15 protein-coding genes are annotated in these 13,397 nt (G+C 45.9%); 10 read left to right on the forward strand and 5 right to left on the reverse strand.

Annotation, left to right across the window (positions count from 1 at the left end):
- Positions 1 to 65: 65 nt before the first annotated feature.
- The 4 genes from B076_RS0105945 to B076_RS12235 form a co-directional block, all read right to left on the reverse strand.
- Positions 66 to 887, reverse strand: coding sequence for an energy transducer TonB (locus B076_RS0105945; protein ID WP_028486511.1), 822 nt, complete (start codon positions 885 to 887; stop codon positions 66 to 68).
- Between the two features lie 26 nt (positions 888 to 913).
- Complete coding sequence (locus tag B076_RS0105950) at positions 914 to 1,303, reverse strand: ExbD/TolR family protein (RefSeq protein ID WP_245566325.1); 390 nt, start codon at positions 1,301 to 1,303, stop codon at positions 914 to 916.
- A gap of 17 nt (positions 1,304 to 1,320) precedes the next feature.
- Positions 1,321 to 1,755, reverse strand: coding sequence for a TonB-system energizer ExbB (gene exbB, locus B076_RS0105955; RefSeq protein ID WP_028486513.1), 435 nt, complete (start codon positions 1,753 to 1,755; stop codon positions 1,321 to 1,323).
- 153 nt (positions 1,756 to 1,908) lie between these two features.
- Positions 1,909 to 4,044: a TonB-dependent receptor plug domain-containing protein gene (locus B076_RS12235; protein WP_051347206.1), complete on the reverse strand. Its 2,136-nt coding sequence runs from the start codon at positions 4,042 to 4,044 to the stop codon at positions 1,909 to 1,911.
- A gap of 230 nt (positions 4,045 to 4,274) precedes the next feature.
- Between B076_RS12235 and B076_RS12240 the strand changes: the two genes are divergently transcribed.
- From B076_RS12240 to B076_RS12245, 4 genes are all read left to right on the forward strand, one after another.
- On the forward strand, positions 4,275 to 4,520 hold the full coding sequence (locus B076_RS12240) for a hypothetical protein (RefSeq protein ID WP_038150446.1): 246 nt from the start codon (positions 4,275 to 4,277) through the stop codon (positions 4,518 to 4,520).
- A gap of 76 nt (positions 4,521 to 4,596) precedes the next feature.
- Positions 4,597 to 5,970 (forward strand): 30S ribosomal protein S12 methylthiotransferase RimO, encoded by a 1,374-nt coding sequence (rimO, locus tag B076_RS0105970; RefSeq protein WP_028486514.1) that lies wholly within the window; start codon positions 4,597 to 4,599, stop codon positions 5,968 to 5,970.
- Positions 5,971 to 6,469: 499 nt separating this feature from the next.
- Complete coding sequence (locus tag B076_RS0105980) at positions 6,470 to 7,123, forward strand: peroxiredoxin (RefSeq protein WP_028486515.1); 654 nt, start codon at positions 6,470 to 6,472, stop codon at positions 7,121 to 7,123.
- A gap of 101 nt (positions 7,124 to 7,224) precedes the next feature.
- Positions 7,225 to 7,698 (forward strand): hypothetical protein, encoded by a 474-nt coding sequence (locus B076_RS12245; RefSeq protein ID WP_051347207.1) that lies wholly within the window; start codon positions 7,225 to 7,227, stop codon positions 7,696 to 7,698.
- Positions 7,699 to 7,836: 138 nt separating this feature from the next.
- Here the strand turns inward: B076_RS12245 and B076_RS13010 are convergent, their stop codons facing one another.
- Positions 7,837 to 8,958, reverse strand: a complete 1,122-nt coding sequence (locus B076_RS13010) for a GGDEF domain-containing protein (protein WP_051347208.1) — start codon at positions 8,956 to 8,958, stop codon at positions 7,837 to 7,839.
- A gap of 361 nt (positions 8,959 to 9,319) precedes the next feature.
- Here B076_RS13010 and B076_RS0106000 point away from each other — a divergent pair, with 361 nt between their 5' ends.
- The 6 genes from B076_RS0106000 (at position 9,320) to B076_RS0106025 (ending at position 13,334) form a co-directional block, all read left to right on the forward strand.
- On the forward strand, positions 9,320 to 9,829 hold the full coding sequence (locus B076_RS0106000; protein WP_028486516.1) for a DNA-deoxyinosine glycosylase: 510 nt from the start codon (positions 9,320 to 9,322) through the stop codon (positions 9,827 to 9,829).
- 114 nt (positions 9,830 to 9,943) lie between these two features.
- A complete protein-coding gene (trhP, locus tag B076_RS0106005) occupies positions 9,944 to 11,374 on the forward strand; it encodes a prephenate-dependent tRNA uridine(34) hydroxylase TrhP (protein WP_245566368.1) in 1,431 nt (476 codons plus the stop codon).
- Between the two features lie 14 nt (positions 11,375 to 11,388).
- Positions 11,389 to 11,646 carry a YfhL family 4Fe-4S dicluster ferredoxin gene (locus B076_RS0106010; protein ID WP_028486518.1) on the forward strand — a complete coding sequence of 86 codons (258 nt, stop codon included), beginning with the start codon at positions 11,389 to 11,391 and terminating at the stop codon, positions 11,644 to 11,646.
- A gap of 298 nt (positions 11,647 to 11,944) precedes the next feature.
- Positions 11,945 to 12,487: a hypothetical protein gene (locus B076_RS0106015; protein ID WP_028486519.1), complete on the forward strand. Its 543-nt coding sequence runs from the start codon at positions 11,945 to 11,947 to the stop codon at positions 12,485 to 12,487.
- Between the two features lie 90 nt (positions 12,488 to 12,577).
- Complete coding sequence (locus B076_RS0106020) at positions 12,578 to 12,943, forward strand: hypothetical protein (RefSeq protein ID WP_028486520.1); 366 nt, start codon at positions 12,578 to 12,580, stop codon at positions 12,941 to 12,943.
- 94 nt (positions 12,944 to 13,037) lie between these two features.
- A complete protein-coding gene (locus tag B076_RS0106025; protein WP_038150448.1) occupies positions 13,038 to 13,334 on the forward strand; it encodes a hypothetical protein in 297 nt (98 codons plus the stop codon).
- The last annotated feature ends 63 nt before the right edge of the window (positions 13,335 to 13,397 follow it).

A 13,397-nucleotide genomic window follows, 5' to 3' on the forward strand; every position in this document is an offset into this window, starting at 1 on the left:
AGGCCTGTATTGAATGCCTTTAGGTGTTTTGTTTGTTTGACAAGGCATTCAATCATGCTGAAAGGTCAGCGCAATTCATAGCGGATAGGAACCTGTATTTGCCACTGGGTACGCTTGATTTCATCCGGAAAGGGTTGGAAACGTGAATGCATGCGTTCTTTGATGATATCCAGCGCGGCCCGATCAAGAATATCGCGTCGTGATGAGTCAACCACTCTCACCTGGGCAATGCGTCCATTTGGAAAAATGGTAAAGGAGAGTGTCACCGTTCCTTCCCAATGGCGTCTTTTGGCGCGTTTGGGATAGGTGTTCTGGGCCAGTTGGGCCAGTTGTTGCGCCAGCGTGCTGAGATAGGTTTTTTCCGCATTGGCGATTTGTTGAGGCGAAAATGCGGGTTCGAGACTTTTCTCAACAGTCGGCAATGCCGGGGCGGCAGGTTCAATGTCTACCGTTTTTTCAGGCGCAGGGCTAACCGGTTTAGTGGTGGGCTCAAGAACCGCTTTAGGTTTCGGTTTGGGTTCCACCTTTTTTTCCACCGGCTTTGGCTTGGGTTCAGGCTTAGGCTCCGGCTTGGGAACTGGTTTTTTAATGGGTTTGGGTTCTGGTTTTGGTTCCGGTTTAGGTTCCGGTTTAGGCGGTTCAACCTGTGGCGGTGGCGTCACCGGCTCAACCTGCGGTTCAATCTCAGGTTCAACCACCTCTTCAACCGGCATGGGTTCAGGAATGGGAGGGCGCGGTTTGGCCATTTCAAACATCGCTAAAGAGACCGCCACGGCTTGAGTGGCCGGTGTCTTTTCTTCCGGTGTGTTTTGCCATAACAAGTACCCGCTTATGAGCAGGCCTGTGTATATCAAGACGGCGAGTAAAAAACTGATGGTATAACGCATTTTTTATTGGCTTTTAGGGCAGAGTCTTACTCTGCCTGGGTGAGAATGCTCAGGTTATTGAGTTGGTACTGCTTTAGGGCGTCCACCAGTTTTACAAACGATTCGAAATGGGCTTTTCTATCAACCTGGATGACAATTGGCTGGTCACTTTCTAGCGTGCCCAGATGTGCGTCCAGTGACGCATAATCAAAAGCCTTGTCGTCCATGAAAAGTTGGTTGTCGGCATCGACGTTGAATTTCAATGGTGGCTGCTCCTTGGGGGGCACATAGGTCTCGGTGTGCTCGGTTTTGGGCAGGTCGATTTTCAGATTGTCCTTGACGATGAAGCTCGCGGTGGTCAAAACGATGGCCAGCAACACCAGCATGACGTCAATCAATGGGATGACATTAATGGTGTCAAAACGTTTCATTTGCATCGGATCGGTCCAATTATTTATTGATTGTTCGCGGATTTTTGCGCTTTGAACTGTGCGCTGAGTACATCGACCTTACGCATCAACCCGTTGTAAGCCATAATGCTCGGAATCGCCAGTGCAATCCCCGCGGCGGTGGCTTTAAGCGCCAAAGCCAGCCCGGTCATAATAGCCCCGGTGTCGATTGTGTCGAGCTTGCCCAGATCGTAGAAGGTGATTAAAATTCCAAGCACGGTTCCCAATAATCCGATATAGGGAGCATTGGAGCCGATGATGGAGATGGCCGTCAGGTTTTTGGTGAGGTCTACCTGCAGCATTTCCAGGTGCGGATAGTCCGTTACCTGAACCTTGGCATAGAAAAACAAACGTTCAAGCGTAAACCAAAGTGCGATAAACGCCATAATGCCGAGCAGACTGAATACGCTGAGATCAAGATAGGTTTTTAAAATTTCCACAAAACTGTTCCCTTTATATAGTGTGCGTTATTTTATAGGGTTTCTAAATTGTTTTGCAGTGAAACCCTGAATAAAACGTGAAGACCCCGAATGAAAGTGATTCAATTCGGTTTTTTTCAGTTAATGTTACAAGCTTGTTATAAGAGCTTGATTTTAAAAGCTTGCCTTTACGCCTGCATACACCAAGCGGCCACGTAGAGGGCCCCAGATGTGTCCGACATCCCAATCCTCGCTACCAGCACTGGCTCCGTCATAAAACAGTGGAGAATCGCCTTCGGAAGTTTGCGTGTAGTCAAACAGGTTGTTGATGCCGCCGTATACTTCCCAGTTTTTGTTGATTTCCTTGGCAAGGCGGACATCTGCGGTGAAATAGGCAGGAGAGTGGTCGCCTTTACTGTCAACGCCATTAGCGCCATCGTAATGGCTGTCATAGGCCGCTCCGGCATAATCCTCATATTGGCGTTCGCCTACAGCGGTTACCGTAAAGTTAGCTTCCCAACCATGTCCTTCATAGTCGGCCATAAGTTTCAGACGTTCTTCAATCGGAATCACGCCGAAGGTGTCGCGATAGGCTTTATCATACATGAAGCCTTCCAGGCTTGCTCCGATAGACCAGTGTCCAGTCAATTGATGGGTCATCATAATGTCGGCATGTTGCACAGTACCCGTTTCATCTGAGTTAACCAGTGTCGGGCGACTGTAATTATCCATATCGATGTAGGTGAGATTGTCGACAGATGTCCAAGAGTAACTGGTTTCAAACAGCGTGTCCGCACCCGTATAGGTTAAAGCGTATCGTGCCGAGTTGGATTGTTCCAACTTATCGACATCCACCCCAAACCCGTCATCCAGTATGCCGTGGTCGGCCTCAAAAAACTGCAACGGAACGCGATAGCCTTTGCCCGCCGATAAGCGCGACGTCCAATTGAAATTGTGGTCATATTGAACGTGCAGGCGTGGCGCGACCATGGTTTCGTCAAAGGTTTTGTCCTGATCGACAAAATCGACGCTAATCTGGTCCAGGCGCAGTGCGGCGGAAATCTCTAAATTATGCGCCGGTGTCCAGATGTCGCGAAGGTAAAATCCTTGTGTGGTCATGTCATAAGAGTCGTCGGCAGGGTGAAGGCCACCGCTGGATTCCGAACGCATGGTGTCCAATTTATAGTCGCTACCAAACGTCAGAGCGTGTTGGTCGTTGACAAAGTAATCACCTCTCAGGTCAATGTAAAAGATATCTTGATCGGCTTGATAGGTGGTGCCTTCATAGATGGCATCCATGGCTGAATCCACATAAGAAACGGTGGCGCGCGTTTGCAGGTCTGGGTTGACATCATGTCGCCATTTTGCGGTGTAAGACTGCTTGGTGGATTCGATGTTCTCCAAGAAGTCCTTGGCGCTTGAAGTGGCAGAAGGATTGTTATTGACATTGTCGTCAATGAATCCGGGACTGGAACCCGTTTCTTGAGTGCGCGCATCCGACTCGGAGGAGGCCAGATCACTTCCAATCATAGGCCCGCCGAACACTTTTGAAGTTTGATCCTCAATGCGAAAATCTACGTTGTCCCCGTTATCCAATTGGTGCCACACTTGGGCACTGAGTCCTTGATTGCTCAGAGAGGGCGATTCATTGACATCATTATTGTCTTGATCGTACTGGTCGATATAATCCGATTGTGCCGAGATCGCCAGGGCGGTTTTGTTGTCAGAACTGACCTGAGTACCGGAAAGTTGATATTTATGATACTCCTGATTGCCGCGCGAGACATCGACGGTCAGTTTGTTTTGTCTCGGTTTGTCCGTGACCACATTAATGACCCCGCCAATCGCTTCCGAAGCGATCAGCGACGCCCCCGCGCCACGGGAAATCTCAATAGACGTCACGCCCGCCATGGGAATGGCATCGAATCCGTAAAAACTTTCCACAATCGAGCTGTTTGGCACGCCGTTAATCATCAAAGTCGTGTGCTCGCCCTTAAGGCCGTTGAGCATGATGCGTTTGACCCCGCACATAGAGCATTCTGTACTGACCTTGACTCCCGGTTCATCTTCAATCGCTTGGGCTAGATTGGCCGCTTGCTTTTTTTCGATTTTTTTTGAGGTAATCACTTCCGTTTGGATGATGTCATTTTTAACCTGAATCATGCGCGAAGAGGGCGCGTTATTATCAGTATTAGATACATCAATGGTGTCCAGTTGATCGACTTTTTCTTGAGAAAAAGCAGGCGGGATGGCAAGGGTGAATGCCAATGCAAGCGTCAGTGGAGGCAGTGAAAAGGGAGGAAGTCTCATAAGTCCGATAATCCTTTGTACAGGGGTAGATAAAATTTGATGAATAAATGACTCATTATGAAATTTAACCGTTAAATACAAACAAAACGATATTGATAATGATTTTTGTTTACATGATACTTGATGGAGGGCTAAATGCAATGGTAATGATAATAAATCTTATTTATATTTAAGAAAAAGAAAAATTGAATTACAATTGAATCTGAAGAGGTAAAAATCAGGAGTAGACAATGAAACTGCAAATAGAATTATCGCAGGAGCAGTTGGTTGAACTGTTCAACTCAGGCCTCTTGCATCCCAGTGATGTCAAGTGCCTGAACAGCCAAAGCAAAGAGAGCGTCAAGCAGATGTGTTTGCAATTATGCCAGCCCAATCGTTGTTATCAGTGCGATCGACGCGATCAATGCGCACGTGTTTTATTTGATGCCGGTTCTTCAATGACGACAGCAGAGACCGAATCGACTACTTTATCGTAATAAATCAACGCAGAGCTTTGGGCCTGGTTTGATAATCAGTTAAAATAACGCCAATTTTAATGATGAGAGTTGAATTATGTCTAAAGAGCAGCCTACAGTCGGAGTGGTGAGTTTAGGGTGTCCCAAAGCCACCGTGGATACCGAGCGCATTCTGACCCAATTGAGAACCGAAGGCTACCACTTAACCAACTCTTATGAAGATGCGGATACGGTCATCGTCAATACCTGTGGCTTTATCGACAGCGCGGTTCAGGAATCCCTGGATACCATTGGCGAAGCGCTGGAAGAAAACGGCAAGGTGATCGTAACCGGTTGTTTGGGGGCCAAGGAAGACCAGATACTGGATGTGCATCCAAAAGTGATGGCGGTTTCCGGCCCAGCCGCTTACGAGCAAGTCGTTAAAGCGGTGCATCAAGTGATTGCACCTCCACAACATAATCCGTTTACCGATTTGGTGCCGCCGCAAGGGATCAAGTTGACGCCCAAGCATTACGCTTATCTCAAAATTTCCGAAGGTTGCAACCATCGCTGTACCTTTTGCATCATTCCATCCATGCGCGGGGATTTGGTGAGCCGTCCGGTGGCCGACGTCATTGCCGAAGCCAAACGTTTGAAAGAGGCTGGGGTAAAAGAGTTGCTGGTCGTTTCTCAGGACACGGCCGCTTATGGTGTGGACGTTAAATACAAAACCGAATTTGCCGATGGCCGACCCACCAAAACCTCAATGGTCGGATTGTCTGAAGCCTTGGGTGAATTGGGCGGTGTGGAAGAGTTCTGGATACGTTTACATTATGTGTACCCCTATCCGAATGTGGAAGAGGTGATTCCGCTGATGGCCGAAGGCAAGATTTTGCCTTATCTGGATATGCCGCTTCAGCACGCCAATCCACGCGTATTGAAAGCGATGAAACGCCCTGGCAATGTTGAGAAAACACTTGAGCGCATCAAGAAGTGGCGGGAAGCCGTGCCGGAGTTGACGATTCGTTCGACGTTTATCGTCGGTTTTCCGGGGGAGACAGAGGAGGAGTTTCAGGATTTATTGGATTTTCTGGAAGAGGCACAATTGGATCGTGTCGGCTGTTTCCAGTATTCCCCAGTGGAAGGGGCGACCGCCAATGAGATTGCCGAGCAGGTGCCGGATGAAGTCAAGCAGGAGCGTTTCGACCGTTTCATGCAGACGCAACAGCGTATCAGTGCCAATAAGATGCAAGCCAAGATCGGTAAGGTTATGCAGGTGTTGGTTGACGAGGTCGATGACGAAGGCGCCATTGCGCGTTCCATGGCGGATGCGCCGGAAATCGACGGTCTGGTGTTCATTGAAGACGGCTTTCACCTGGAACCGGGGCAGTTCGTTCAGGTGGAGATTGTCGCGGCCGATGAATACGACCTGTGGGCAAGACCGGTTGCGGAGTTTGTGCCGCAAGAGAGTGCCTATATCGAGCTGGGATAAAAGCTTTTCTTTTACAGGTGATCTCGTATCAACAAATATGGGCTAATGTCATTCTCGATTTTTAGTCGCCAATTTCTGTATTCTTTATCTTAATAAGGCCGCTTTGCGGCCTTATTATTTTCTGTCTTGTGTTTCCCTTTTTCAAATTCGACAGGCCTGATTTGTTGTCCATTGCTTGATTTCTAGCGTGTGTATTTCAAGGTTGTTTAACCATCGACTGGAAACCTATATGAAAGATAAATTAAATGTAAATGAAAATTGTTTAGTAATTATTGTCAAAAGAGAAACAGAGGAGTACGATTAAATACCAACTTGTTTCACTTGAATGGAATTTCATCCAAGAGACAAGCCCAATAGAAAAAAACTATTAATTATTTTCAAATAATCAATTGGATTAATTGAACGTGCGTTGCTAAAGTTACACCCAAGCATTAAACATGCTTGTGGATTCAAAAGTAAATTTTATGACCAAGTATTAATCACTCTTAGGAGAATCAAAATGGAAAATCAAGAAACACAAGTTATCTCTTTACCTCGTTTGAATGAAGCGGCTCCAGCATTTGACGCTGTGACAACTCACGGCCGTAAAACTTTGGAAGACTACAAAGGCAAGTGGTTGATTCTTTTCTCTCACCCAGCTGACTTTACGCCAGTTTGTACAACTGAATTTATGGCGTTCCAAGAGCGTAAGCCTCAGTTTGATGCTATGAACTGTGAGCTTTTAGGTCTTTCAATTGACTCTCATCACTCTCACATTGCTTGGGAGCTAAACATTAAACAAAACTGGGGCATGGAAATCGAATTCCCGATTATTGCTGACCTAGACATGAAAGTAGCGTCTGCTTACGGAATGGTTCACCCTGGTGCGGCGGATACTTCAGCGGTACGTGCAACATTCATTATTGATGATAAAGGTGTACTTCGTGCCATGATGTATTACCCAATGAGCAACGGTCGTTCAATGGATGAGTTTGTACGTCTTGTTAAAGCCATGCAGGCTTCTGACGAGCACGGTGTAGCTACGCCTGCGGCTTGGCAGCCAGGTGAAAAAGTGATTGTTCCTCCTGCAGCCACTGCAGAAGAAGCAAAAGCGCGTATGGCTTCTGATGATTATGACTGTGTTGATTTCTACTTCTGTACAAAGTCGCTATAAGATTCCAATCTAAGCGATTGAAATTAAATAAAAAAGCCATTTTTTAATGGCTTTTTTTGTATGCAGCCATTATCAATTTATTGAATAGGATACGATCAGATATGTTTAACAAAATATTGCTAGCGACTCTCGTTTGGGTTGTTTCGTTTGGCGCTCAGGCCAATCAGCCCTCAGTTGAGCTCAGTGCCCATAGCTTCGAAAACCAGTGGGAAAAACCGATGTCATTGGATGACCAGACTGAATGGTTGATTTTTTCGAGCCATAAAGCGGGTGGAGAGTGGGTCAGAAACGCGTTTACAACACTGAATGTGACCGATCCGCAAAGTCTAAAATGGCTTTATGTGGCGGACATTTCAGCCATGCCGAGCCTGATCAGTAAGTTCATTGCGATTCCCAAAATGCAGGATTATCCGTTTGCGATTGCATTGGAAAAAGAAGGTGAATTCACTTCGAGTTGGCCAAAGCAGGAAGAGGCGGTGAGTGTTTACAAATTGAATCGCCTGACGATTGAAAAGGTGGAGTTTTTTGAATCCGAACAGGCTTTGACTGAATTTTTAAAAGGTTTAACTCAGTAACTCAGTAAACCGTATTACAAAATATTGCCAATATATCAATGATGACTCAATGGATCTCTCATTCAAAATGGACAGGCCTGTTCATTTTGAGTGAGCCGTTTTAAACTCTGTTACAGTCTGGCGTGTTATTAAGCCATATCAGGCTTGACGCCCGGCAAGATGTTGCGCTTTATCTAAAATGATCACGCGGTTTTTTCCTGTTTTCTTAGCTTGGTAAAGCGCTTTGTCGGCATTCTGCACGAATTGTTCAATCGATGCCATTCCGGGAAAATATTCGGCCACACCAAAACTACAGCTAATAGAGTCTTGGATGTTTGCAAACCGGGTTTGCTCAATTTCATTGCGTAGCTTCTCACATAAGTGTGACGCGGACTCTGCGCTTTCTTCCGGAAGTACTAAAAAGAACTCCTCACCGCCCCAGCGACCGATGCAGTCGGTTTTACGCACGGTGTGTTTCACAAGACTCGCCAGTTTTTTTAGCACTTCGTCGCCCACCAAATGACCGTATCGGTCGTTCACTTTTTTAAAATCGTCAATATCAAATAGCACGATGGACAATTTTGTATGGTGGCGGTTTGCGCGTTCCATTTCAATTTGCAGAACCTCATTGATTTTTCGGCGGTTGGCAACTTGTGTCAAATCATCGATAAGGGACAGTTTGTGAAGTTTGTTTTGGGCTTTTTTCTCTAAGGTTTCAGCGTTTAGCAAGGTGATTTCAATGATATAAGCCACAAACGTAATCAAAAGTGAGGCGATGATCAGTCGCATCAGACTGGTGCCGTCCCATTCGCCGTGCTGCCAAGTCCCTAAACCTTGATAAGCTAAATAAAACAGGACGGCGTAAAAGGCCGCGGTAAAATAGAGCCCGGATTTACGTTCGTTAATACCAATTGCAAAAATGGGAAAAAACAGACTCCACACCAATCCAAAACTCTGATTCTGGTTGATTTGAAAAAAGGCCAGAAAGAAGATGAACAGACAGAGAGTGCCAATTAAAGCCGCACGTTTATGATTGTGGTTGACCCTTAAGTCCCAAATGGCAAACGCCGTCGCCAATGCGCCTAACAGGTCAATGACTGCAATATTGGCGTTGCCGTTCTTGAGTGTAAAAAAGTGAAGCACCGAAAAAACCAACAACGTCATGGTGGCCAGGTATAGATAGACATTAAGCAGCACCAATTTACGATAATGGTTTGTACCCGTATAGGGCTGATGATTGGTTAACTGCTTTTGAAACACATCGTTAAAAGAGGTTTTCACGGAACATCCTGATTATCTTGCTAAAGATAAGTTAAAGGCAGGCGCTATTATAAGCCTTGGCTTAGTACCCAATAAATTGCATACACATGATTCAAGCTATAATAGCATGTTTTACATTTCTTGCTATTGATGCTAATGCATTGTTTTCTATAGAATTTATTGAGTTGTGGCATTGTGGGTTTTATGACAGGCAATAAACTGTCTTTTATGGTGAAAATGAATGAGCCTCGAATCATTGAACTGGGCCGTCAGTACCAGCCGCGCACCCTTGATAAACGAACGTAGGATTGCGGCAAGAAAAAGTGATTTTCATCGTTATCATCGTCGTTATCATTGTTTTACATAAGGAGTTTTAAATTAAATGGATGTGTGTAACGGGTTTGACCCCATTGTTCCGGATGCTCCGGATAGCGCCAAGCTATTGATTTTGGGCACCATGCCCAGTGTCGAATCATTGAATCAATCTTTTTATTATGCACATCCAAGAAACGCCTTCTGGCCGATTTTATCGGCTCTATTGGGTCAAGAGCTGTTAACGGTGGAACAGAAAATCCACGCACTCAAATCGGCTGGAATTCTGCTATGGGACGTATTAGCCAGTTGCGAGCGTTCAGGCAGCCTTGACAGCGCCATTAAAAAACCTTTGGCCAATGACTTCACTTGGATTTTTAAACATCACCCCCATATAAAAACCATTGTATTTAATGGTAAATCGGCTGAGACGCTGTTCCGGCGCCATGTTTATGGCAAGCAGAATTTGCCGTCGGATTTGACCTTAATGACCTTGCCGTCAACCAGTCCCGCCAATGCCCGATTAACCTTAGAGGATAAACGGTTGTTATGGCAGGAAAAATTATCCGATTTGTTGTAAAATACCTCTCCCTTTTTTCAAACTTATTATTTTAGGAGTTTTGCCTTGGAAGCAGACAACCTTAAGTTACCGGTTACATCGGAACTACTATCGCCCGCGGGCACATTAAAAAACATGGAATACGCCTTTGCATACGGCGCTGATGCAGTCTATGCCGGACAGCCGCGTTACAGCTTGCGTGTGCGTAATAATGAGTTTGACGAAGAGACCTTGGAGAAGGGCATCAACCGCGCCCACGAACTGGGTAAGAAATTCTATGTGGTCAGCAACATCGCCGCGCACAACTCCAAAATCAAAACCTACATGAAAGACATCGCGCCGATTATCGCGATGAAACCGGACGCCTTGATCATGTCCGATCCGGGTCTGATCGCCATGGTGCATGAAGCCTATCCGGAGCAGGAAATCCATCTGTCCGTGCAGTCCAACGCCGTCAACTGGGCAACGGTCAAATTCTGGTACAACCAGGGTGTGAGCCGTGTGGTGCTGTCGCGTGAACTGTCGATGCAGGAAATCCGTGAAATCCGCGAAGCGGTTCCGGAAATGGAAATTGAAGTTTTCGTACACGGCGCTTTATGTATTGCCTATTCGGGCCGCTGTCTGCTTTCCGGTTACATCAACAAACGTGACGCCAACCAGGGAACCTGCACCAACGCCTGCCGTTGGAACTACAACACCTATGAAGGCAAGGAAGACGAAAGCGGCGACATCGTCGGCATTCCGTTAGAGAATGTCTCCAACATCACCGACCTGACTGGCGAACAGGCTGAGGTGGAACCGACCTTGGGCGTTGGGCAAACCACCGACCAGGTTATGTTGCTGGAAGAGGAAGGGCGTCCGGGTGAATATATGCCGGCGTTTGAAGACGAGCACGGCACCTACATCATGAACTCCAAAGATTTGCGTGCGGTGGAATTGATTCCTGAGTTGGTCGGCATGGGCGTGCACTCCCTGAAGATCGAAGGGCGCACCAAATCGCATTATTACGTGGCACGTACCGCACAGGTGTACCGCAAGGCAATCGACGATGCCGTGGCCGGCAAGCCGTTTGACCAGAACTTGTTGGGCGAGTTGGAAAGCTTGGCCAGCCGCGGTTATACCGAAGGTTTCTTGCGCCGCCATGTGCATTCCGAATACCAGAACTACGAGTACGGCGTTTCCAAATCCGATCGCCAGCGTTTTGTCGGCGAGGTGGTGGATGTGGTTGAACGCGACGGTCGCTCAATGCTGGAAATCGACGTCAAAAACAAATTCTGCGTCGGCGATTCCATTGAAATCATGAGTCCGGCCGGAAACGTTACCATGGTGTTGGATCACATGCAGACGCATCATGATGAAGTCGTGGATTGCGCCAAAGGCTCCGGCTGGCTGGTGAGAATCCCCAACCCTTTCAAAGACTTGGATGTCGAAACCTTGAAGTTCGGTTTGCTGATGCGCAATGAGGCTTGGGGCGGAGACGTCAAACGTGATGCCGCAGCCAAAAAGGTCAAACAGCAGCAGGACGCCAAGGACGCTGAAAAGCGTGCGGCGGCCAAACAGGCTTAAGGGTCGGAATCTAGATGGCGCTTAAAATCATCAAAGGTTGCATCAACTGCGACATGTGCGAGCCGGAATGCCCGAACAAGGCGATTTACATGGGTGACAAAATCTATGAAATCAATCCGGATCTGTGCACGGAATGTGTCGGTTTTTATGACCAACCGACCTGCATCAGCGTATGTCCGCTGGACTGCATCATCACCGACCCCGATCGGGTAGAGGACCACGATACGCTTTACCAGAAATTCACCGAACTGGTCAAAGCCGATAAAATATAACTTACCTTTCACTCACTAAGCGGCATTCATAGCCGCTTTTTCCACCCGAATTTGCCTTCAAACATTACCGATTGTTATTTCTGCGCATTTCATCTAGCAAGCCTTAGTTATTTGCTATAGTATTAAAAAGTAAATTTTACGTACCTATACAGCTATTCCGCGTTAATACCGTTTAACACTGTCAAAGTGACAGAAAGGTTAAATTGATATAAAGGCCACAGTGCCTGAATCAGTTTTGAATATCGTATATCAAGGCATTAGTGCCTTATACTAAATGTTATGCCCCTAAGGAAAGATAATGGAAGAGCCAAATTGGATTGATTATGTAACTGCTTTAGGTGCGCTATCTACACCTGTTCTAGTAATTATACTTTCGGCTATTGGGTGGAAACTAAGGAAGGGTATTGAAAGGAAAATTGAGCTAGAAGACAAGCTCCGAGATGACAGGGTAAATATCTATAATCAGATATTAGAGCCTTTCGTAATCCTACTGATGACAGATACAGCCTGGGGGATGGATAAAAAGAACAAGGGTAAAGATAAAAACAATGTAGCTATCTCACAAATGTTATCGCTAGATTACCGTAGGCTAGGCTTTAAAATGTCCCTGATGGGTTCAGACTCTGTTGTTCGTTCATATAACAATCTAATGCAGTATTTTTACTCAAAGGGTGATGATATAGAGAATCCAAATGAAAGCGATCTAAAAGAAATGCTGGGTCTTCTTGGAACATTCCTATTAGAAATTAGAAGAAGCATGGGTAATGAAGCAACTGACCTAGACAATTGGGATATGTTGGAGTGGTGGATGACGGATGCAAGGCGTCTGCGACACACATAGGGCATAATAAATCGTTCCACCCGATTCGTCACCGCTGCGCGGCTCCTCTCGGGTGAACTCAAACGTTAGCCACATATTTAAGGATAAAGAATGGAATTAAAAGAATTCATTACAGAATCTCTTGTACAAATAGCGGAAGGAATTGATGAGGCAAATTCTAAGCTTGGTAGCTCCGAAGCATTTGTAAACCCTAATGCTGTACAAGCATATTCTAAAGAAGCTAAAGCTTACGGCAGAGTTAGTGAAAATTACAAAGAGGACCTTCCTTTGGTTGAGCTTATTGAGTTTGACGTTGCAATCCAAGCTGAATCTGGAGAAAAAACAGGAGGAGGCTTAAAAATATCTATTGCATCAATTGGCTTAGACGCAAATGGAAGTACGACAGATTCTCATAGCAGTGAATCTAGAATCAAATTCAATATTCCCATGGTATATCCTCATGGAAAAATAATTTAAGCCTAACAATTCACTCAACCCGACCGCGTTCACGCGCGGCCGGTTAGCTTAAACATTATGTGAGCAATATCATCAAATAGTCAAAGGAGTCAAAATGCGTATGACGATTGCCGACCGATTCAAAGCTCTATTTGCAAATGATGAATATGACTATTGGTTTAAACATTTTACTGATGAAGAAAAAAAACTTCGCCGCATGGATTCTTGGGAGCTAGCTAAAGTGATCCAGGAGGAGACCGGCTCAACAGGAGATTCTTCAAAAAGAATCGTTGCAGAGCATCTGCTTCAAGTTCGCCTTGTCAAACTACAAAACCGCGCAACATATATAGGCATTGTTTTCGGGTTGCTTGGTATCGTTATTGGTGCATTTTTGAATAAGTTGCTTCAGTGATAATACATAACCAGTGGGAAAAAGGTGTCAAAGCCTTTTTTTGAATAACATTAATTGTTTACC

The sequence above is a fragment of the Thiomicrorhabdus chilensis DSM 12352 genome (assembly GCF_000483485.1).
GTDB lineage: Bacteria > Pseudomonadota > Gammaproteobacteria > Thiomicrospirales > Thiomicrospiraceae > Thiomicrorhabdus > Thiomicrorhabdus chilensis.